This window comes from Stenotrophomonas maltophilia group sp. vghtpe118 (assembly GCF_052605195.1).
Genome location: NZ_CP199672.1, coordinates 3,152,269 through 3,174,048, shown reverse-complemented (window position 1 = coordinate 3,174,048; position 21,780 = coordinate 3,152,269). Strand labels below are relative to the sequence as shown.

Here is a 21,780-nt window from a genome sequence, read left to right as displayed (position 1 = left end):
GGTGCCGACCTTGGATGGCACATGAGCACGGTAGGTGCCGACCCTTGGTCGGCACGCTCCATCAGAGTTCATCACCGCTGACAGATTGTGCCGACCAACGGTTGGCACCTACCAACAGCGGATCATCCCCGGGCAATTGTTCTAATGGGTGCACCCATCACCCGAACGGCAACGCTGCCGCTCTGCACGCTGCCGTAATCGCGGCACACGCCTCTTCAATCGCGGGCGTGGTCGGTGCCAATCGCGGGCGCCGGTCCAGCGTGCAGGCCAGGCCGACATCCAGCAGCGTGGCATGCGCGCCATGCAGTGCTTGCGCAGTGTCTTCCGGAAGGAAACCGGCAACCGCCAACGCATCGATCAGCGACGGCGTGTCGCGTGGCTGCAACAGCGCGGAATGCTGCGCACTACGCGCCAGCACGCCGGTCTGCAGCAGGAACTCCAGGTCCACCACGCCACCGGCACCCTGTTTCAGGTCCAGCCGCGCGGCATCGCTGCGGTCCAGTTCAGTGCGCATGCGGCCGCGCATCTTCAGCACATCGGCATACAGCGTGGCCGGATCGCGCTCACGACCCAGTGTCTGTGCGCGCACCTGTTCGAAATCGGCCAGCAGGCTGGCATCACCGGCCACACCGCGTGCGCGGACCAGGGCCTGGTGTTCCCAGGTCCACGCGCGTTCGCGCTGGTATTCAGTGTAGCTGGCCAACGAAGACACCAGCGAACCCTTGCCACCGTCCGGGCGCAGGCGCACGTCGATGTCGTACAGGCGCCCGGCGGCGGTGACCGCACCAAGCAGCGCCATCACCTTCTGTGCCAGTCGTGCATACCAGCGCCCCGGTTCCAGCGGACGTGCGCCATCGCTGGCCTCCACGCCGGCCGGATTGTCGTGCAGGAACACCAGGTCCAGGTCGGAACCGAAGCCCAGCTCAAGCCCGCCGAGGCTGCCGTAGCCGATGATCGCGAAACGTCCACCGGGAATCCCGCCGTGCGCGGCGCGCATGTCCGCCTCGGCCATCGCCAGCACGGTGGTGACCACCGCCTGCGCCAGCTCGGCCAGTTGCCGCGTGCTGTCCACCGCACCCTGGCGGCCATCCAGCGTGGCCAGTGCCATGCGGAAGCTGAGCGCCAGCCGCGTCTCGTTGAGCCAGCGCAGTGCGGATTCGGGATCTTCCACCGCCAGCACCTGCTGGCACTCGGCCAGCATACCGGCCGCATCGGGCATCGGCCCGGACACGCGCACGTCCAGCAGTTCGTCCAGCAGCAGCGGGTACGCGGCCAGCCGCTCGGCCAGCAGCGCGCTGCGCGCCAGCACGTCGACCAGCCGCGCCAGCGCGCTGGGCTGTTCGTCCAGCAGCGCGAGATAGCTGGTCCGGCGCAGCACCGCCTGCAGCAGGCCAAGCACGCGCCTGAGCGCGGCGTCGGGTTGCGGCGAACGCGTGGCCGCATGCAGCAACGCGGGCAGTACGCGATCCAGCCGCGCACGCGCGGCATCGGACAATGACTTCACGCCGGTGCCCTGCGCGAAATCACGCAATGACTGGTCCGCGCCGTTGGCATCGAGGAAACCGGCTTCAGCCAGCAACGGTGCGTTGCTGCCCTCGGGCAGGCTACGCCAGTAGTTGGCCAGCGCGTCGGGCGCGGCCTGGCCCTTGCGCGGTGCCAGCAGCGCGGCGAATTCGGTACTGACCCGCTGCTGCTGTTCGGCCAGCGCCGCGCGCAACACGTCCCAGTCCGCGTAGCCGAGGCCGACGGCGATGCGCTGCCGGTCCAGTGCATCGCTGGGCAGCACGTGGGTCTGCGCATCGCGCAGCATCTGCAGGCGATTCTCCAGGCGGCGCAGGAACAGGTAGGCCTCGCGCAGCGCACTGCCGTCCTCGGGCGCGATCTGCCCCGCAGCTACCAGCGCGTCCAGCGCCACCAGCAGGCGGCGCTCGCGCAGCGCAGGTTCGCGGCCACCGCGGATCAGCTGCAGCGCCTGGCACAGGAACTCGATCTCGCGGATGCCACCGGCGCCGCGCTTGATGTCTTCGTGCAGCTCGCGGCGCGCGACTTCGGCGGTGATCGCCGCCTTCATCTCGCGCAGGCCATCGAGCGCAGTGAAATCCAGGTAGCGGCGGTACACGAACGGGCGCAGGGTCTGCAGCCACGCTTCGCCGGCCTCGATATCACCGGCGACCGCGCGCGCCTTCAGCCACGCATAGCGCTCCCAGTCGCGGCCTTCGCGCTGGAAATACTGGTCCATCGCCGCGAACGACAGCGCGACGCGGCCGGCGCTGCCGAACGGGCGCAGGCGCAGGTCAACGCGGTGGCTGAAGCCATCGACGGTGGTTTCGTCCAGCAGCTTGGCCAGGCGCTGGCCGAGGCGGGCGAAATACTCTTCGGCGGCCAGCGCGCGCGGGCCGTCGGATTCGCCGCCGTGCGGATAGGCGTAGACCAGGTCGATATCGGAACTGAAGTTGAGCTCGCCGCCGCCGAGCTTGCCGAGGCCGAACACCACCAGCTGCTGCGCGGCGCCTTCGCCATCGCGGACCACACCGTGCCGCTGGGCGAATTCCTGCTGCAGCGCGTCCAGCGCCAGCCGCAGGCAGTCCTCGGCCAGGGTGGTGGCGCCAGCCAGGGTCTGTGCCACGTCGTCCAGACCGGTCAGGTCGCGCCAGATCAGCCGCGTCGACATGGCAGTACGCCAGCGCCGGATCTGCGCCGGCCAGTCGCTGGGCTGCAGCGGATCGAGCACCGGTGGCGGGATCGGCGGGCAACCGGGCGCGGCCAGCTGCGCCAGCAGCGCCGGTTGCCGCACCAGGGTGTCCAGCGCGAAGTCGCTGGTCACCGCCAACCGGCTCAGCAGCGGCAGCAGATCGGTCGGGATGGGTTCGGGCAGGACCTGGGCCAAGCGCGCCAGCGCGCGGTCGACAAGAGGCTGCAGGGCGGCGGGCAGGTCAGCGGGGGCGAGGGTCATGGGTCTGATTGTATCGACCCGGCTGGGGCGCAACGGACCCAGTAGTGCCGGCCGCTGGCCGGCAAATCCGATGATCCTGCCGAAGGTTACTGGGGTTGCCGGCCAGCGGCCGCCACTACCGATACTGGGAGCCGCGCATTCATACTGGGCGACAGGCAATAAAAAAGCCCGCTTGCAGCGAACTGCCAGCGGGCTCTGCTCCCTCCCCCACGTCGGGATGCAGGGCCATCGTGCGGGCTGCGAAAGCACTTTGCACGCTGCACTGCAAAACAGAACCGGTGGGTATGGGTGAGCCCCTGGGGGAAAAGCCATTCCACGAAGGTAGAACCCCCCGTACGGATGAGGATGGCCGATAATCGGGATTCCCCCCAGAAACACTGTCGTCATGTCTGTTGATCGCATCGCCAACGCGCGTCTCCGTGACCGCGTGGTCTCCGCCGAGGCCGCAGCCGCGCTGATCCAGCCCGGTGAAACCGTGGCCATGAGCGGCTTTACCGGCTCCGGCTATCCCAAGGCCGTTCCCGTCGAACTGGCCCGCCGCATCGAAGCGGTGCATGCCCAGGGCAATCCCTTCCAGATCAAGCTGATGACCGGCGCCTCGACCGCGCCGGAACTCGATGGCGCGCTGGCCAAGGCCGATGGCATCGCCATGCGCATGCCGTTCCAGAGCGACCCGGACGCGCGCAACCGCATCAACGAGGGCAAGCTGGATTACATCGACATCCACCTCAGCCACGTTGCCCAGCACGTGTGGTTCGGCTTCTATGGCGAGATCGATACCGCCGTCATCGAAGTCTCGGCCATCCGCGAAGATGGTTCGCTGGTGCCCTCCACCTCGGTCGGCAACAACAAGACCTGGCTGGACCTGGCCAGGAAGGTGATCGTCGAGGTCAACGAGTGGCAGCCGGCCGGTGTCGACGGCATGCATGACATCTACTACGGCACCGCGCTGCCGCCGCACCGCAAGCCGATTCCGCTGGTGAACGCCAACGACCGCATCGGCGATACCGCGCTGCGCTGCGACCCGGACAAGATCGTGGCCGTGGTGCGTACCAACGGCCCGGACCGCAACAGCCCGTTCAGCCCGATCGATGCAACCAGCGAGCAGATCGCTTCGCACCTGATCGAGTTCCTCAAGCACGAGGTGAAGAAGGGCCGCCTGCCGCCGAACCTGCTGCCGCTGCAGTCGGGCGTGGGCAACATCCCCAACGCCGTGCTGGCCGGCCTGGCCAAGAGTGGTTTCCGCGACCTGGCCGCGTTCACCGAAGTGATCCAGGACGGCATGCTCGACCTGCTGCGCGACGGCGTGCTGAGCTACGCCTCCTGCACCGGCTTCGCGCTGAGCCCGCAGGCGAATGAGACGTTCAAGGAGAACATCGATTTCTACCGCGAGCGCATCATCATGCGCACGCAGGAAATCTCCAACCACCCGGAACTGGTGCGCCGCCTGGGCTGCATCGGCATGAACGGCATGATCGAGGTGGACATCTACGGCAACGTCAATTCGACGCACGTGATGGGCACGCGGATCATGAACGGCATCGGCGGTTCCGGTGACTTTGCCCGCAACGGTTTCCTGTCGGCGTTCCTGAGCCCGTCCACCGCCAAGAACGGCACCATCTCGGCGATCGTGCCGATGGCCAGCCATGTCGACCACACCGAGCACGATGTGTCGGTGATCGTCACCGAACAGGGCCTGGCCGATCTGCGCGGCCTGACCCCGCGCAAGCGCGCGCAGGTGCTGATCGACAACTGCGCCCACCCGGACTTCCGCCCGCAGCTGCAGGATTACTTCGACCGTGCCAGCCGCGAGAGCTACGGCAAGCACACCCCGCACCTGCTGCCGGAAGCGTTGTCGTGGCACCAGCGCTGGCTGGATACCGGCACGATGAAGGGCTGAGGCCCGCTACGGACGTCGGGTAGAGCCGGCCGCTGGCCGGCTTCCCCAACAGCCGGCCAGCGGCCGGCTCTATAAAGGGGCCGCTCCGCAGAATCCCTGTAGAGCCGAGCCCACGCTCGGCTCCACGGCAAGCGGTTTACCCGCGCAGCGCCGCCAGCGACTCGGCCTGCAGCCGCTCGTAGATCTCGAACTCGTCGTTCACCGCCACGCCCAAGGCCTGCTCGAAGGCCTCACGGTTGGCATGCGCGGCATAGGCGCGCTGTTCTTCGCCGCCCAGGTTCGACTGGAAGATGCCCGCGGCACTGACCGGCAGGAAATCCTCGTAGACGATCGGGTCGGCCGTGGCCAGGCCGGCGGCCACCAGCACTTCAGCGGGCAGATCGGCCACGCGCTCCGGCGCGGCGCGGCCAGCGTCGGTCAGCTGGTAGCGGTAATACCCCAGGCCTTCCTGGCGCAGGGTGTCATGGTCATCCGGGAAGCTGGCGAACACCGCCTGCAGGCGCTGGCCGTAGTCGCCGCCGGTGCTGCCTTCACCACCGGCGTCGCGGGCCTGCGACAGCAGCTGGTCGTACAGCGCGCGGCCCTTCGGGGTCAGCGCCAGGCCGCGTTGTTCGATCTCGCCGAAGCGCGCGGTATGGGTGCCGGCATCACCCCCTTCGGCATCCGGGAAGTGCACGGCCTCTTCCAGCGCCTTGAAGCTGGTCTGGCGCAGCAGGATCGGGCAGGCACGACGCGGCGGGCCTTCAATCACCGCCTTGGCCGCCATGCCGTGCTCGATCATTGCCGCCTGTGCAGCGTCGATGTCCAGCGTGCGCGGGGTCAGGTGGTTGATGTGTGGGCCGCGGAAACTGACCACGTCAGCCACCAGGCGGTGCGCGTTGTGCAGGGCGTGGTAGGTCGGCAGGTCGACCGTGGCATCGCCGTGCCAGCGGAAGGTTTCCAGCGCCTCCTGGACGAAGCGCTCGGCATCGGCCTGCAACAGGCCACCGTCGCGCTCGGCCTGGTCGATCAGCGCCAGCGCGCCGTCGGTGAAGATGCGGCGGCGTGCGAGGATCTTCGCCGACTCGGCACGCAGGGCTTCGTCTTCGATCAGCTCCAGGCGCAGCAGCGAGGTGAACACGCGGAACGGATTCTGCGCCAGCGCCGCGCCGGTCAGCGGGCGGAACGCGGTGGAGTGCACCGGCACGCCGGCCACCGACAGGTCGTAGTAGCCGACCGGGTACATGCCCATCACCGCGAACAGGCGGCGCAGTGTCGCTAGTTCCTGCACGGTACCGACGCGGATCGCGCCATGACGCTCTTCATCCAGGCGCGCACGCTCGTCGTTGCGCTGCAGCTGCGCGGCCAGCGCCGGGTCCTGGGCAAGCACCTGCGCGTTGATCCGCTCCACCAGTTCCACCAGCGTGCCGTACAGCGGCACTTCGGTGCGGTACATGCGGGACATGGCCTGCGCGAACAGGCGGCGGATCACATCAGGCGAAACGAAAGAGGCGCTCATCAGTCACTCGATTACGGGAACGGGGAACAGCTCGGACCCGTATTGTCGCCGGAGCGCGTGGCGGCGGCGATACGCAGAGCAACATGACCGGGTAGTGCCGGCCGCTGGCCGGCAACCCCGGATGCCTGGAAAGGATGCTATTGCCGGCCAGCGGCCGGCACTACCGCTTCAACTGGCGCTTCAGCGTGGCATCCAGGGTGATCGGCCGGTCCCAGTGCTGGTAGCTGGCCACGATGGCATGGCGCACAGCCCGGTAGTGCAGATTGTCCGGCTTGGTGGGCATGCGCTTGACCACCGCCTCCCAGCCGCCCTCCGGGTCCTGGCTGAAGGCACGCACGCTGTCGCGGCAGGTCTGGCCACTGGCCTTGGCCCAGAAGCAGGCGAAATAAATGTCTCCTGCCTGCCAGCCGTGGGTGGTGAACAGCGCGCTGATGTAGCCGCGCGGCACGTCGGCATAGCGCGACACTTCGTCGAGGAAGGCGTCGGGGTAGCGTTCGGCGTAGTGGTTGATGTCCTGCAGCTGGGCGTCGACCCAGCTGTCGCCGGTGTCCACTTCATAGGTGGCCGAACGCTCGGCGGTCTGCTGGGCCAGCACGGTGGCCGGCGCCAGCAGCAGGAACAACATCAGCGCGCGCAGTCGGTGGTTCATGCCCCGATTCTGCCGCAGCCGACCGGCCCTGTCAGGCCGCAGCAGCCTTGGCCTCGATCGCCGCCAGTGCGGCCGGCCAGTCGTGGGCGGTATCGGCAGTGACCATGCGCGGTTCGTCGTCGGCCACGCCATGCTGGGTCTCGTGGGCCCAGGTCACTGCGTACGGGGTATGCACGCCCCAGCCACCCAGCGTCACCACCGGCTCGATGTCCGAGCGCAGCGAGTTGCCGACCATCACGAAGCGCTGCATCGGCAGGTCGAATTCGGCCAGCACGCGGGCGTAGGTTTCCGGATCCTTCTCCGAGACGATCTCGATGCGCGGGAACAGCTCGGCCAGGTTGGCGACCTTGATCTTGGCTTCCTGGTGGAACAGGTCGCCCTTGGTGATCAGCACCACCGGGTAGTGCTCGGCGATGGCCGCCACCGCTTCACGCACGCCGTCGATCAGCTCGACCGGGTGGCGCAGGGTGTCGTGGCCGATCTCCAGAATGCGCTGGATGTCCTTCGCGTCGATGCGCTGGCCGGTGATGTCGATGGCCGCTTCGATCATCGACAGGGTCATGCTCTTGACGCCGTAGCCGAAGGTGCCCAGGTGGCGCTGCTGCACTTCCAGCAGGTGGCGGGCGGTCTGGGTGTCATGCACGTCGACATAGCGCGACAGCAGGTCAAGGTAATCCTGCTCGGCCTTGCGGTAGTAGTCCTCGCTCTTCCACAGCGTATCGTCACCGTCAAAACCGACCAGGCCGATGGCGCGCGACGGCGCAAGCCTTTGGGTGTTCATCGCCCAAGGATACAGGGGCCATGGTGACGAAAAAAACCCGGGCGGCCGAAGCCGCCCGGGTTCCCATACGCCCCGATGCAGGACTTACCTGCCCTGCGCACCCTGCGCTGCGCCACCCGCACCAGCCTGCTGGGCGGCCACGTAGGCCTTGTACTCATCGGCGCTCAGTTCGCCGTCCTTGTTGGTATCAGCCTGGTCGAACACCTGGGCCAGGCCGGCGTTCACCTGCGCCTCGGTCTTGCTGATGGTGCCGTTGCCATCGGTATCGATGCTGGCCCAGGTCTGGCCACCGCCATTGGCCTGCGCCGATGCCGCTGCGGCCGCATTGGTCGCCTGGTCGGCGGCCTGGCCGGCCTGTGCAGCCGCCTGCTGGGCCTGAGCGGCTTCGTTCTGCGCCTGCGCGGCCTGCTGCTTGGCCGACTGGGCCATCGCCGGGATGGCCAGCACGCTGCCGGCGGCGACGAACAGGGCGATCAGGGGCTTGCGGTTGCGAATAGTCATCAGGGGTGTCTCCTACCGATTGGGTGGTGTTGCGCGGCGTGTTGATTCCGCACGGCACCTACCCTGCCACCGCGTTTCTGAATCGATTTTGCGTCGCGAGCGGCGCCCACACGCGCGATTAACCACTGGCCTACACGCATGCTTTAGCGCGGTGGTTAGGGTGAAGTGAGTGGCTCATAAGATGCGCATTCAGCGCCTCTGCATTTAACCGGCAGGCAACGAAAAACCTGCGTCAGTCGACGGTTTTTTCCGATGACCGCGAACTGAACAACACCCATGCAAGAGCAACACCGGCGAGCGCACCGGCGATTTCCAGCACCACACGGCTGCCAAGTTCGTTCGGATCGTGGATGGTGGCCAGGAAGATGCGCGCGTACAGCGGCGATTCCAGCCGCACGATGCCCATGTAGAACAGCTTCCACGCATCGATGCCGGCGGCGATGATCACGGCGATGACGCAGGACCAGCCGATCGCGTGCCCCATCGACCACCGCAGCAGGCGGCACAGCTGCGACCACAGGAGGTACACGAGCAGGCCGACCAGCAGGGCAATGGCGCCCGCTTCCAGGGTGCCGAGCAGGCCGAAGTGCAGGGGAAGGTTCATCGGGTGGGCAGGGATGAAGAGGCGGCCAGTGTAAGGGATCTGCTTCGGACCCAACCGGCAGCCACAGTAGATCCACGCCATGCGTGGATGAGTCTCCATCGAGATCGAATAATTCGACGATTGAACAAAGAGCAGCCGAGCATGGGCTCGGCCCTACAACGGACCGCGCGGGAAACTGTCAGAGGCTGGGCGGTGCCCTGCCGTTACCCCTACCGTACCGGGACGTCGTACGCGGTACCGGGATCCGGTTCCGGCTGGAACGTGTAGTGCCACCACTCCTGCGGATAGTTCACGAAACCACGCCGTGCCATTGCCTGCACCAGTTGCCGCCGGTTCGCCTGCTGCGTCTCACTCAGCCCGCTCGTCTGCGTATGCGCACGCGGCCCGAAGAAGTCGAAGTCAGTGCCCATGTCCAACGGCGTGCATGCACCGCTGCGGCAATCCAGCAGGCCCAGATCCACCGTGGCACCGCGGCTGTGGCCGGAGCGCTCGGCGATGTAGCCGTCGGCCAGCAGGCGCGGCTTGTCCAGGCCCGGATACTGCTGTGCCTTGCGCGAGAGCTCGCGCGGATCGTTCACCCAGGCCATGAAGGCCTGCACCGAACGCACCGGCCGGTAGCAGTCGTAGAGGCGCAGGCCGAAGCCATCGGCGCGCAGGTCCTGCTCCACCTGGGCCAGCGCCTTCGCCACCGGCGCCAGCAGGTAGCACGAAGGCGCCTCGTAGCCGGGCACGCGCGCGCCGGTGAAGTTGTTGGCACCCGCATAGCGGATGTCCAGGTCGATGCGCGGCGACAACGTACGGATCTCCACCAGCCCGGCGCTGGCCGCGTCGGTGGCCGGTGAAACGCGCGGTGGCTCAGCGGCGCTGGTGGTCGCTGCCAGGGCAATCGCCAGTACGAGTGAAATGCAGGTCCTGGAAGTCATAGCTGAAGTCGATGTCCGGATCGATGGCGCGCAGGTCCAGTGTCGGTGCCAGGCCCTCACCCGGCTGCAGCCACGCCTGCGCGTCTTCGCCCAGCGTATCCCAGCGCAGCAGCCAGCGCCCCTGCAGCTGCAGCACAGCCCCCTGCAGCCGGGGCGACTTGTCCACGCTGAAGCGCAGGCCGTCCTTGCCCGGGCACAGCGAGGCCGGCCCCAGCCACGGATCGGTGTAGCGGCCGTGCCAGCGCGGCAGATCGGCGTCCGATGCCGGCCGTGCCTCCGACGTCGCCGGCCGCTGATGGCCGCTTGCCCTAGCCTGGTCTGCCTTCAGTTCGGCCAGGTACGCCAGTGCCGGACGCGCCTCATCGGGGGCGGTGAAGCGCTTCAGCGCGGCCTGCATCAATGCGGTGCGCGCATCCTCGCCTTCACCGTTGATCAGCATCACCACGCCCACCTTGCGGTCAGGCAGCAGCGCCAGCGACGAGTACATGCCCGACAGGGTGCCGGTGTGCGCCACCTTCCACTGCCCGTCCATGTCCGACACCCGCCAGCCATAGCCGTAGCCATAGAAATGCGCGTTGTCCCAGCGCCGCTGGCGTTCACCCAGCGCCATCGGCATGTGCAGGGTCCACAGCGTACGGCGCTGCTCAGCATCCAACCAGCCAGGTGCCAGGGCAGGATCGAGCAGCACCTGCATCCAGCGCGTCATGTCGCGCAGCGAACAGCGGATGCCGCCGGCGGCCATCGACGGTAGATCCGGGCTGATCGCACCATCGGCGTTCACCACCGCATTGTGGTCGCCATGCCAAGCGTGTGGCTGCGCCACGTTGCCCACCCGCTTCACCGACCACGCCCCCACCTGGCAGCGGGTCATGCCCAGCGGCTCGAACACCTGCTCGCGCATCAGCTGGTCATACGGCTTGCCACCCGCCGCAGCGGCCAGTTCGCCGGCCACCACGTACATCAGGTTGTCGTACGCATAGCGGCTGCGGAAACTGCTGACCGGCTTCAGGTGCGCCAGCCCGGCGATGATGTCGGCGCGGGTGAACGCGTTCGGCTCCGGCCACAGCATCAGGTCACCGGCGCCCAGGCCCAGGCCGCTGTTGTGGATCAGCAGGTCGCGCACCTGCATCTGCTCGCCCACCCACGCATCGTGCATGCGGAAGCCCGGCAGATGTTGCTGCACCGGATCCTCCCAGCGCAGCTTGCCCTGCTGCACCAGCCGCGCCAGCAGCGCGGCGGTCATCGCCTTGCTGTTGGAGGCGATCTTGAACAGCGTGTCCTGGTCGATGCGGCCGCCGTCGCCACGCGCGCCTTCGGCGTGGCGATAGACCACCTGCCCGTTGTCGACCACCGCGATGGCCAGCCCGGGCAGGTGCTCGTGCTGGACCGCGGCGGCGACGTCGGCCTCGATCGATGCGGTCGCGCTGGTCTGCGCCGCCGCAACCGGAAACACCGCCAACACGGCCACGCAGATGCAGCGTCGAGCGTGCTGGGCGGGTCTCAGTACGCCCATGTGACGGTCAGCTGCGCATAACGCGGCGACTGGAACCCGGTACCGTAGCGGTACAGCGGATTCGGCGTACCGATGCTGTCCTGCGGTTCGTAGTCCTGATCCACGGTCACCACGCGCTGCTGGTTGAGCACGTTGTACACCGCCAGCTTGAGGCGCAGGTCGGTGGGGATCGGCACCTTGTACGACACGCTCACGTCCAGGTCGTAGGTCCACGGCGTGCGGCCATCGCCACCGCGCGGGGAATGCACGAACACGCGTTCGGAGGGCACCGTGGCCTGGCAGTTGGACACGCACACGTAGTAGCTGTGGAAATCAGTGGCGTCGAATGGATTACCGGCGCCGAAACGCGTGATCGGGCTGCCCGACTGCACGCCCAGCGTAGCGGCTACGCTCAGGTTCTCGGTCAACGCATAACTACCACGGAACTTGAACTGGTGTCGGCGGTCGTTGGCCAGATAGCCGTAGCCGCGGTAGTTCACCCACGGATTGTCAAAGTTCTCGGTACGCCCGGCATCGGCGAAGTCGGTATCGGAGTTGACCGGGCCTTCTGCATTGCCGCGGCCGTATGCGAGGGTGTAGGACGCGTTGAAGCCCCACTTGCCGTCCCAGGCCCGGTCGACTTGCAGCTCCAGTGCCTTGTAGTCACGCTTGGGCTTCACCCAGCCGCGCTGGCCGACGTAGTTGCCGTTGTCGTCGTACAGCGCCCAGCCTTCCTTCGACGTATCGATGCTGATCCAGCCATCGTTGCTGCCGTCACAGTTGGTGTCTCCCCACACGGTGTTGGTGCGGCCCGGATTGCCCATGATCCATACGCCGTCGATGGCACCGCATTGCCCGGTGGCGGTAATGTTCATGTCATCGATGGCGTTGTGCAGCCGGCGATAGGTCACGCTGGCACCGACCGACCAGGCTTCGTTGATCATCTGCTGGAAGCCGAGGATCGCCTCGTCCTGGTACACCGGGTCCATGTCCCGGTTAACTTCGGCACGCAGGTCCGGCACGCTGCCGTCGCCCTGCGAGTTGTCCACCGGGCCGATCTGCGCGCCCAGGTTCGGGATGTTGTTGGCTGCGCCGCTGTAGCCGAGGAACTCATACCAGGTCCGCTCGTCGAGGAAGCCACCGGCCTGCTTGATGTTGATGACGTTGGCCACCGGCAGGAAGTAGCGGCCCAGGTTGCCGAAGACCTTGGTCGTGCCATCGCCGCGCACGTCCCAGGAGAAGCCCAGGCGCGGGGCCAGCATGTCGTCGATCTTGATGTAGCTGCTGCCGTCGCCACCCTTGTTGTCGAAGGCTTCCAGGCGCAGACCCATGTTCAGCAGGAGGTTCGGCGTCACCTGCCAGTTGTCTTCCAGGTAGTAGGCCGAGTTGATCGTCTCGAAGGCGCCTTCCACTTCATAGCGACGGGTGCGCGCCACCAGGCCACTGGCCGGCACGACGCCGCCGTTGAGCGAACTGCCGGGCGTGCGAGCGTAGATGTCGTAGCGCAGGCCGCCCGGACCGGGATAGGCGCGACTGTAGTCGGACGTGTTCTCCTCCCGATCCAGGCCGAACCGCAGCAGGTGGTTGCCCAGCGTCCATTCGAAATCGGCGCGCGCGGCCTTGCGGGTGTCCAATGCGGATTCGAGCTGCGAACTGCTGGTGCAGCTGCGGTCACCCTGCAGCGAGGGCGGCACGCCCTGGCTGGCGGTTCGGTTGTCGAACACGCGGTTGCAGTTCTGGTCCATCAACGAGCTCTGCACACGGTTGCGCTTGTTCTCGCCATACATCAGTTTCATGGTCAGGTCGTTGTTCACCTGCCAGCTGTAGGTGCCGGACCAGTTCTTGCCGCCCACCGTGTTGTAGATCTGGTTGCTGCGGTCGCCCACGGTCTGCCCCGTGGCGTAGTCGTAGGCGTAGACATCGGTGAGCGTCTTGCTCTTGTCCGAGAAACCGAACAGCGACAGCATCTGGTTGTCGGTGATCTGCCAGTCGATCTTGCCGCCCCAGAACGGATCATCGGCCTTGCCCTGGCTCAGGCGCGTACCGGCGTCGTTGGTCGAGGTCGGGCGGTAGTCGCGCGCCTCGTACATTCCGAAGAAGAACAGTCGATCCTGCACCAGCGCACCGGAAGCGAACACATTCAGCGCGCTGCGGCTGTAGTCGTCGCGGCTGGCGGTGATGTAGCGGCTGCCGTTGCCGTCGTAGCGGTCGCGGGCCTGCGACTGCCACGCGCGCGGCTCGAACACCAGCTCGGCGCCGGCCTTGAAATCATTGCTGCCCGAGCGGGTCACCGCGTTGATGACACCGCCGGTGCTGCGCCCGAACTCCACCGAGTAGCCGCCAGTCTTGACCTGGAATTCCTGGTAGAACGAAAACGGTACCGACGAGAAGCCGACCCGGTTGTAGAAGTCGGTGACGTTCAGGCCATTGATGTAGACGGTGTTCTCGGCCACCGACGAACCCCCGAAGGAAATGCCTTGGCCACCCAGCGAGCCCTTGCCCTTCACCGCACCCGGCGCCAGCAGCGCCACCGCGGTGATGTCACGGTCCACCGGCAGCCGCGAAAGCTCTTCGCGGGTGATGTTGGTGGCCGACTCGGTGGACTTCACATCCACCATCGACACTACCTGCGGTGCCCGTACTTCAACCGTGCCCAGCGTGCTGACCGCGCCGAGCGGCACGTTCACCGTGGTCGCGCTGCCCAGACTGACCGTCACCTGGCCGACGCGGCTGGCCCCTCCGCCGGGCAGGCTCACCTCCATCTCATAGGTGCCGACCGGCAGCAACGGAATGCGGTAGCTGCCGTTGGCTTCGGCCTGCACGGAGCGCACGAAGCCCGTTGCCGGATTGCGTACGGTCACCGTGGCACCGGCCGGTACCTGGCCAGCATCGCTGACCAGCCGGCCGACCACCGAACCATCCTGTGCGAATGCGCTGGGCGCGATCACGCCCAGACACGCCCCAAGGGCGACGCACAACGCCGCCCGCTTGATGCTGTAAGCCTTCATCCCCTGCTCTCTCCTGCAAGAATTGAATGGTGTGGAATGCGATGTGTCGCGCTAGCGTTGCCTGGCTGGCAGTACCCGCCACTGGAAGTCGTAGCTCCATTGGTCGAAGTACAGGTTGCCGCCTGCCCACTCGGCCTCGCCGCGCTGCGAGTCGACCGTTTCCGAGCGGAAGTGCTGCTTGGCCGGCACGAAGGGCTGGCCGAAATCGTCGTTGAATGCGATGCGGTAGCCGTCGAGGCCACCCAGGTAGAAGTCACGGAGGGCCGGCACATCACTGGCCAGTGCGCCGGTGGTCACGTCCATCGGTAGCCAGCCATACGGCGCCAGGTAGACCTGCCCCCAGTCATGCAGGTTGTTGTAGCCGCTGCCGTCGCCGGAGAACACCATGCCCGACTGCCAGCGCGCGGGAATGCCGTTCAGGCGCAGCAGCGCGATCAGCAACAGGGTCTGCTGCCCGCAGTCGGCATGGCCGGCACGCAGTGCGTAGTCGCTGATGTTGCTGAGCGTGGAATATTCGCGCGCACCGGCCCATGGAATGCGGTCGACCGCGGCAAACAGCTTGCGCAACACTTCATACGGGCGCGTCTCGCCCTGCAGCACCTGGTCGGAGAACAGCTTCAATGCCGGGGTGAAACGCACATGCGGCAGCTGTTCGGCCAGGTAGGGCTTCAATGCGGGATCGTTCGGTGTCGCCTGCACCTTGGCCGGATCGATCGCGGTATGCCGGGCGAAGATCGTGACCGCGTAACGGATCTCGAAACGGGTCGGCTGCCCGGCAACCGCTTTGGCTTCGAGGTAGGCGGTGCGTTGCTGGGTATGGGCCGGAGCCACGCGCGCCTTGCCCGGGGTGCTGCCCAGCCACTGCACCTGCTCCTGCTGGCCGGGGATCTCGCGCGGGTATGGAATCCAGGCACGCACGGTCTCGCCGGCCGGCACCGCATCGGCCTTCACCGTCAGCGACTGGGTGAATTCGATGCGCTGCGGCAGCACCGACGCCTGGCCACGCTGCTCGGACGCGGCCACCACGCGCGCGTGGTGTGCGTTGAGCACTTCGCTCGGGCCCGGAGCGGGCATCGGTGCATCCGCGCGGCGACGCGCGCGTGCTTCGTCGCTGAGCAGGAACAGGTTCGAGGGTGCGCGCTTGAAGTACCAACGCTCGCCATCGATATCGAGATGCTCGATCAGGCCGAGTTGGTCCCAGCGCGCAAATTCCTCGTCGGTCAGATCGGGAATGCCGCGCCGTACGGCGTCCTTGGCGGCGCTTTCGTCGAGGGCGAAATCCAGGCGGATGCGGCGCATGCGCTCGCGCTGGAACGCTTCGTCAGTGGCGGCGGGTGCAGTGGCCAGCAGCGCGTCGGCGTCGCGGAAACGGCCGCTGTCGATCAGGTCGATCACCTGCACTCCTCGCGCGCGCTGCTGGCTGCTGCGCTCGTCTGCTGCGTGCGTGGCCGACACCCACAGCAGCAGCACGGCACACAGGCCGGCGGCAGGCAGACGCGGTTTGCGAACGGCAGGATCCACAGCGACACTTCCCCAGCGCGGGTGGTAACGGCTGTGTAACACGGGCCGGGATGTCGGTCAATAATTTATTCTTGCTTTCGTAGCCAAAAGGAATAAATATTCCAACAGGCATTCGAGGAGGGTGTGCACCGCATGAGCCTGGCTTTCCGCGAACGGCACCGGCATTGGCCGCGCCGCTTGACCCTGGCCCTGTGCCTGCTGGCCGCTCCGGCCTTTGCACAGGCAGCCCCACCGCCCGACCCGGGTGCGCCGCTGCCCTATGTGATCGGCCTGCACGAGGCCTATCTGACCCCGCAGTACTGGGCCGCGCGCCTGGACAACGCCGATGCGCCGATTCTGGATCGCGCGCAGATCGAAGCACAGAACGCGCGCATGCGGGCGCAGGACAGCCACATCCAGGACATCGCCGCACTGCCCGCCCAGCTTGATGCGGCGGCGGTGCGTGCCAGCATCACCGCGCTGTCGAGCTGGCCCACCCGCGCTCTCTACAACGACAAGGGCCAGTCGATCCCACCCGCGCTGCGCAGCGCGATCGAAGCCAACCTCGGCCTCGATGCGATTCCCACACAGGTGGCAGCGCAGTATGGGCTGGTGGTGAAGCGTGCCGCGCTGCGCACCTTCCCCACCCGCGAGCGCGTCTTCAGCAGCGTCGGTGACACCGACATCGACCGCTTCCAGGAATCGGCACTGTTCCCCGGTGACAAGGTCGCCGTGGTCCATCGCAGTGCCGACGGCCGCTGGCTGTTCGTGCACAGCGAGCGCTACAGCGCGTGGATCGAAGCCGACGCCATTGCCCGCGGCGACAAGGCCACGGTGCTCGGCTACGGCGCGAGGGGACCGTACCGGATCGTCACCGGTGCCACCGCGCAGACCGCCTATACCCCGGAGGAGCCGCGCGTCTCGCGCCTGCAGCTGGACATGGGCGTGCGCCTGCCGGTGCTGGCCGACTGGCCCGCCGCCGAACCGGTGAACGGCCAGCAGGCCCACGCCTCGTGGGTGGTGCAGTTGCCGGTACGCGAAGCCGATGGTCGATTGAAGCTGGTGCCGGCGCTGCTGCCGCGCTCGCAGGACACCGCCGCCGATTACCTGCCGCTGACCCCGCGCCTGCTGCTGCAGCAGGCCTTCAAGTTCCTGGGCGAGCGCTACGGCTGGGGTCACGACTACGACACCCGCGACTGCAGCGGTTTCGTCTCCGAGATCTACCGCAGCTTCGGCGTGCTGCTGCCACGCAATACCAGCGCGCAGGCGGTCAGTCCGGCGCTGGATCGCCTGCCGTTCACCGGCAAGGACGGCAAGGCGGTGCGCGACCGTGCCGTCACCCGCCTGCAGGTGGGCGACCTGGTCTACATTCCCGGTCATGTGATGATGGCCATCGGCCACGTCGACGGCCGCACCTGGGTCATCCACGATACGGCAGGTGGCAGCTGGTTCGGTACCGACGGCAAACGCGTGCAGGCCCATCTCAATGGTGTTTCGGTCACGCCGCTGGAGCCGATGATGGCCAGCGACACCGTCCGCTACATCGACCGCATCACCAACATCCAGCGCCTGCGGGCCAAGACTCCTGAATGAAGATCACCGCCATCGAACTGGGCATGCTGCGCGTGCCGTTGAAGACACCGTTCAAGACCGCGCTGCGCACGGTGGAGACCGTGGAGGACGTGGTGGTGCTGATCCGCACCGACACCGGTCACACCGGTTACGGCGAGGCACCGGCTACAGCGGTGATCACCGGTGATACCCACGGCTCGATCATCGAAGCGATCCGCCACTTCATCGCACCGCGCCTGATCGGCCAGGACGTGGTCAACCTCAACCACCTGTGCACGCTGGTGCAGACCGCGATGGAGCGCAACACCAGCGCCAAGGCCGCGGTGGAGATCGCGCTGTACGACCTGTGGGCGCAGCTGCACGGTGCCCCGCTGTACCAGATGCTCGGTGGCGGCGACCCGGTGATCACCACTGACATCACCATCAGCGTGGACTACATCGACAAGATGGTGGCCGATTCGCTGTCGGCGATCGAGCGCGGCTTCGAGTCGCTGAAGATCAAGGTCGGCAAGGACATCGGACTGGACATCGAACGGGTCAAGGCCATCCACGCCGCCGTGGAAGGCCGTGCCCTGCTGCGCCTGGATGCCAACCAGGGCTGGACTGCCAAGCAGGCGGTGCATGCGATGCGTACGCTGGAGGAAGCCGGCGTGGTACTGGAGCTGCTGGAGCAGCCGGTGAAGGCCGCGGACATCAGTGGCCTGAAGTACGTCACCGACCGCGTCAACACGCCGGTGATGGCCGACGAAAGCGTGTTCAGCCCCAGCCAGGTGATGGACCTGATCCAGCAGCGCGCGGCCGACATCATCAACATCAAGCTGATGAAGACCGGTGGCCTGTCCAACGCGATCCGCATCGCCGACATCGCCGGCATCTACGGCGTGCCGTGCATGATCGGCTGCATGATCGAATCGAGCATCAGCGTGGCTGCGGCCGTGCACCTGGCCGTGGCCAAGAGCGATGTGATCACCAAGGTTGATCTGGACGGCCCCTCGCTGGGCCAGTTCGACCCGGTCAGCGGTGGTGTGCATTTCAACGAATCGGAGATCAGCATCAGCGACGTGCCGGGGCTGGGTATTACTGAAGTGCGTGGGCTGGAGATGCTGGGTTGATTTCTGCCTTGCGGCTGACGTTGCGTGCCACTGACGTTGGGTCGCGCGTTACTTTTCTTTTCGCGAAAAGAAAAGTAACCCAAAGAAACGCTCCGCCGGCCGCGAGCCGGTGCTACGCACCGGTTCCCTGCGCTCCTCGGCCCGTCGAGGGACGGCGCGGGAACTCGCTACGCTCAGACACCCGCGCCTCTTCGCCCTCGCCGGACCTGCGGTGCTCGGCTCGCTTGAAGGCGGACTCAACGTCAAAAGCAACAACTGCGCTCCGTAACCTCTTCGAGCCTGGAACCCGCTCGACCCATTCCATGACACGCTCTACGCTGCCAGCCGCAACACGCCCACACATGCCCGGACCCCCCTCATGCCGCCCCTGCTGAAGATCCGCACCGAGCGCGGGCAGATGTCGGCCATCGAGCGCCGCATCGCCGACTTCATCCTCGACAACGCCCACCTGCTGCGCGACTACTCGTCGCAGCAGCTGGCCAGTGCGCTGGGCATCAGCCAGTCCAGCGTGGTGAAGTTCAGCCAGAAACTCGGCTTCAAGGGCTACCCGGACCTGAAGTACTCGATCGGCCAGGACGTGGCCCGCGCCGGTGCCGATCCACAACAGCTGCCCAGCGAACCCGACAGCGGCGATGACTACCTGCGCCTGGGCGAGGCCCTGCGCCGCAGCAAGGCGCAGGCCGAGGAGGAAACACGCCAGGCCAATCCGCGCGAGGAGATCGAGCGCATCGTACAGCTGCTCGACGGCGCACCGAAGCTGTTCGTCCATGGCCTGGGTGACGATGGCCTGTATGCCCGCGAGTTCGCCATGCGGCTGTCGCTGCTCGGGCTGCTGGTGGTGCCGCACACCGACCCGATCCTGATGCTGGCCAACCTGTCGGCCGCACGCCCCGGCGATGCGCTGCTGGTGTTCTCCGAATTCGGCAACCTGCCACAGCTTTCGCAGCTGTCGCGGCAGTTCCAGGACATGGGTGGCAAGGTGATTTCCATTACCCGCCACACTGCCAATCCGCTGCGCGCGCATGCTGATGCGGCACTGGTGGTCTGCGCGCACGACCGCACGCCGCAGGTCGCGCAGCTGCTGTACCGTAGCGCCATGCACGCCCTGCTCGATTTCCTGTTCGTGCTGCTCTGCCACACCAATCCGGACCGCCAGCAGCAGCTGGCGGTGAACCTGGAGCGGATCGACCACCTGCTGGATTCCTGACCGGAGCACCTGTTGATGAAATCGCTGGTTCGCCTCGCTACCGCTGCGCTGCTGCTTGCTGCGACGGTGTCCGTTCACGCGGCGCCGCTGGATGGCGCGCGCCAGCTGATCGTGGTCACCAGCGAAGGCTGGGACAGCACCCAGGGGCAGCTGCAGGCCTATGTGCGCGATGGCAAGGGCTGGCACGCACATGGACAGGCGTTCCCTGTGGCGCTCGGCCGTACCGGCAGCGCCTGGGGCCTGGGCCTGCATCCGGCGCAGGCCGACGGCCCGCAGAAGCAGGAAGGCGATGGCCGCAGCCCGGCGGGCGTGTTCGCGCTCGGCAGCGCGTTCGGCTATGCCGTCACACGCCCCGGCACCGCGATGCCTTACCAGCCGATGCTGAACAGCAGCTACTGCATGGACGTGCCCAGCTCGCCGTTCTACAACCGCATCGTCGATGAGAAGAAAGTCGGCAGCGCAGCGGTCAAGGGCTCCACCGAGCCGATGCGGCTGGATCTGCACAACAAGGGCGACGTGCGTTACCAGGAAGGCTTCGTCATCGCCCACAACCCGGACAACCAGCCCGGCAAGGGCAGCTGCATCTTCGCCCATCTGTGGCGCCAACTCGGTGAGGCCACGGCCGGCTGCACCGCCATGCCGCAGGCCCGCATGCAGGCGCTGCTGGACTGGTTGCGGCCGCAGGATGCGCCGCGCTTCGTGCTGCTGCCGCGCGCCGAGTACACGCGCCTGCAGGCCCAGTGGCAACTGCCCGCACTGCGCGGAGACGCCCGTTGAGCGCGCAGGACGAACCGCAGCTGCAGCGCGCGGTCAGCCGCTGGCAGATCGTCGGCCTGTCGATCAACGATGTGATCGGCAGCGGCATCTACCTGCTGCCGGCCGCCACCGTCGCCCTGCTCGGCCCCTTCAGCCTGTGGGGCGTGGTCGCCGCCGGTATCGTCGTGGCGCTGCTGGTGCTGTGCTACGCGCAGGCCGCCAGCTATTTCGACGAGCCCGGTGGCAGCTACCTGTATGCACGCGAGGCGTTCGGGCGCTTCGCCGGGTTCGAGATCGGCTGGATGATCTGGCTGACCCGCATCAGCTCGGCGGCCGCACTCAGCAACGCGCTGGCCGATGCGGTCGCGCGCTTCTGGCCATGGGCCGGCGCCGGCATGGGCCGCATCGCGGTGATCGTGGTGTCGCTGGGCTTCCTGACCGGCGTCAACATCATCGGCGTGCGCTCGGCCGCGCGCACCGGCGTGGTACTGGTGATCGGCAAGATGCTGCCGCTGCTGCTGTTCGTGGCTGTCGGTGCGTTCTATATCGATCCACAGCTGGCCTTCTCCGGCCAGCGCCCGGACCCGCATGACCTGCAACGGATGGGCGAGGCCGCCTTGCTGCTGCTGTACGCCTACGCCGGCTTCGAGAACATCCCGGCCGCCGCCGGCGAGTACCGCAATCCACGCCGCGATATTCCGTTCGCGCTGATCACCATGATCATCACCGTCACCGTCATCTATGGCGCGGTGCAGGTGGTGGCGCAGGGTACGCTGGCCGGCCTGGCCAGCTCGGCCACGCCGCTGGCCGACGCCGCAGCCGGTTTCGGCGGCGAGGCCCTGGCACTGATCCTCACCATCGGCGCGACCATCTCCATCCTGGGTACCAACAGCAACACGATGATGATGGGCCCGCGTTTCCTGTTCGCACTTGCCCGCGATGGCTATGGGCCGAAGATCCTGGCGCAGGTGCATCCGCGCTTCCACACGCCGGCCGCGTCGATCCTGTGCCAAGGCCTGATCGCGCTGGGCCTGGCCCTGTCCGGTTCGTTCGTGCAGCTGGCCCTGCTGTCGATGACCACGCGCCTGTTCGCCTACATCGGAACGGCCGCTGCGGTACTGGTGCTGGCCAAGCGCTATGCGGACCGGCCGGGCGCACTGAAACTGCCGGGTGGCCCGCTGATTCCGGTGCTCGCGCTGCTGCTGTGCCTGGCCCTGTTCGCCAGTGCCAGCTGGCACAACATCGCCGCGGCACTGGTGGCGTTTGCCATCGGCGCGGTGATCTACAAGCTGCCGCGCAAGGACGCCGACGCCGGATGACCGGT

General features: G+C 67.0%; 16 protein-coding genes. 6 read left to right on the top strand and 10 right to left on the bottom strand.

All coding sequences use genetic code 11. From position 1 onward, the window contains the following. Positions 1-157 precede the first annotated feature (157 nt). Positions 158-2,953, bottom strand: a complete 2,796-nt coding sequence (gene glnE, locus ACUDTM_RS14460) for a bifunctional [glutamate--ammonia ligase]-adenylyl-L-tyrosine phosphorylase/[glutamate--ammonia-ligase] adenylyltransferase (RefSeq protein ID WP_445391378.1) — start codon at positions 2,951-2,953, stop codon at positions 158-160. A 385-nt stretch (positions 2,954-3,338) separates the two neighbouring features. Here glnE and ACUDTM_RS14455 point away from each other — a divergent pair, with 385 nt between their 5' ends. Continuing rightward, positions 3,339-4,853 carry an acetyl-CoA hydrolase/transferase family protein gene (locus ACUDTM_RS14455; protein WP_021202957.1) on the top strand — a complete coding sequence of 505 codons (1,515 nt, stop codon included), beginning with the start codon at positions 3,339-3,341 and terminating at the stop codon, positions 4,851-4,853. A 136-nt stretch (positions 4,854-4,989) separates the two neighbouring features. Here ACUDTM_RS14455 and hglS read toward each other — a convergent pair whose 3' ends face one another. From hglS to ACUDTM_RS14410, 9 genes are all read right to left on the bottom strand, one after another. Further along, the gene (hglS, locus tag ACUDTM_RS14450) at positions 4,990-6,351 is read right to left on the bottom strand and encodes a 2-oxoadipate dioxygenase/decarboxylase HglS (RefSeq protein ID WP_072169046.1); all 1,362 of its coding nucleotides are present in this window, start codon (positions 6,349-6,351) and stop codon (positions 4,990-4,992) included. Positions 6,352-6,511: 160 nt separating this feature from the next. Continuing rightward, positions 6,512-7,000, bottom strand: coding sequence for a hypothetical protein (locus ACUDTM_RS14445; protein ID WP_072169045.1), 489 nt, complete (start codon positions 6,998-7,000; stop codon positions 6,512-6,514). A 31-nt stretch (positions 7,001-7,031) separates the two neighbouring features. Beyond that, positions 7,032-7,781 carry an HAD family hydrolase gene (locus ACUDTM_RS14440; protein ID WP_445391377.1) on the bottom strand — a complete coding sequence of 250 codons (750 nt, stop codon included), beginning with the start codon at positions 7,779-7,781 and terminating at the stop codon, positions 7,032-7,034. 84 nt (positions 7,782-7,865) lie between these two features. Then, on the bottom strand, positions 7,866-8,282 hold the full coding sequence (locus tag ACUDTM_RS14435) for an EF-hand domain-containing protein (protein ID WP_072169043.1): 417 nt from the start codon (positions 8,280-8,282) through the stop codon (positions 7,866-7,868). A gap of 232 nt (positions 8,283-8,514) precedes the next feature. Next, positions 8,515-8,886 (bottom strand): hypothetical protein, encoded by a 372-nt coding sequence (locus ACUDTM_RS14430; RefSeq protein WP_049413267.1) that lies wholly within the window; start codon positions 8,884-8,886, stop codon positions 8,515-8,517. A gap of 209 nt (positions 8,887-9,095) precedes the next feature. Continuing rightward, positions 9,096-9,809 (bottom strand): M15 family metallopeptidase, encoded by a 714-nt coding sequence (locus tag ACUDTM_RS14425; RefSeq protein WP_219629286.1) that lies wholly within the window; start codon positions 9,807-9,809, stop codon positions 9,096-9,098. Next, positions 9,742-11,322: a serine hydrolase domain-containing protein gene (locus ACUDTM_RS14420; protein WP_445391376.1), complete on the bottom strand. Its 1,581-nt coding sequence runs from the start codon at positions 11,320-11,322 to the stop codon at positions 9,742-9,744. Before ACUDTM_RS14420 ends, ACUDTM_RS14425 begins: the two co-directional genes overlap by 68 nt. After that, positions 11,310-14,309 (bottom strand): TonB-dependent receptor, encoded by a 3,000-nt coding sequence (locus ACUDTM_RS14415; RefSeq protein ID WP_445391375.1) that lies wholly within the window; start codon positions 14,307-14,309, stop codon positions 11,310-11,312. The genes ACUDTM_RS14420 and ACUDTM_RS14415 overlap by 13 nt, the downstream gene beginning before the upstream one ends. A 51-nt stretch (positions 14,310-14,360) precedes the next feature. Next, positions 14,361-15,830, bottom strand: a complete 1,470-nt coding sequence (locus ACUDTM_RS14410) for a transglutaminase-like domain-containing protein (RefSeq protein WP_088497047.1) — start codon at positions 15,828-15,830, stop codon at positions 14,361-14,363. Positions 15,831-15,962: 132 nt separating this feature from the next. Here ACUDTM_RS14410 and ACUDTM_RS14405 point away from each other — a divergent pair, with 132 nt between their 5' ends. The 5 genes from ACUDTM_RS14405 (at position 15,963) to ACUDTM_RS14385 (ending at position 21,775) form a co-directional block, all read left to right on the top strand. After that, positions 15,963-17,402, top strand: a complete 1,440-nt coding sequence (locus tag ACUDTM_RS14405; protein WP_445391374.1) for a C40 family peptidase — start codon at positions 15,963-15,965, stop codon at positions 17,400-17,402. Then, positions 17,399-18,493 carry a dipeptide epimerase gene (locus tag ACUDTM_RS14400; protein WP_012478950.1) on the top strand — a complete coding sequence of 365 codons (1,095 nt, stop codon included), beginning with the start codon at positions 17,399-17,401 and terminating at the stop codon, positions 18,491-18,493. Before ACUDTM_RS14405 ends, ACUDTM_RS14400 begins: the two co-directional genes overlap by 4 nt. 358 nt (positions 18,494-18,851) lie before the next feature. After that, the gene (locus ACUDTM_RS14395; RefSeq protein ID WP_188241559.1) at positions 18,852-19,700 is read left to right on the top strand and encodes a MurR/RpiR family transcriptional regulator; all 849 of its coding nucleotides are present in this window, start codon (positions 18,852-18,854) and stop codon (positions 19,698-19,700) included. A gap of 15 nt (positions 19,701-19,715) precedes the next feature. Then, complete coding sequence (locus ACUDTM_RS14390) at positions 19,716-20,477, top strand: L,D-transpeptidase family protein (RefSeq protein ID WP_088496621.1); 762 nt, start codon at positions 19,716-19,718, stop codon at positions 20,475-20,477. Continuing rightward, complete coding sequence (locus tag ACUDTM_RS14385; RefSeq protein ID WP_439426537.1) at positions 20,474-21,775, top strand: APC family permease; 1,302 nt, start codon at positions 20,474-20,476, stop codon at positions 21,773-21,775. The genes ACUDTM_RS14390 and ACUDTM_RS14385 overlap by 4 nt, the downstream gene beginning before the upstream one ends. The last annotated feature ends 5 nt before the right edge of the window (positions 21,776-21,780 follow it).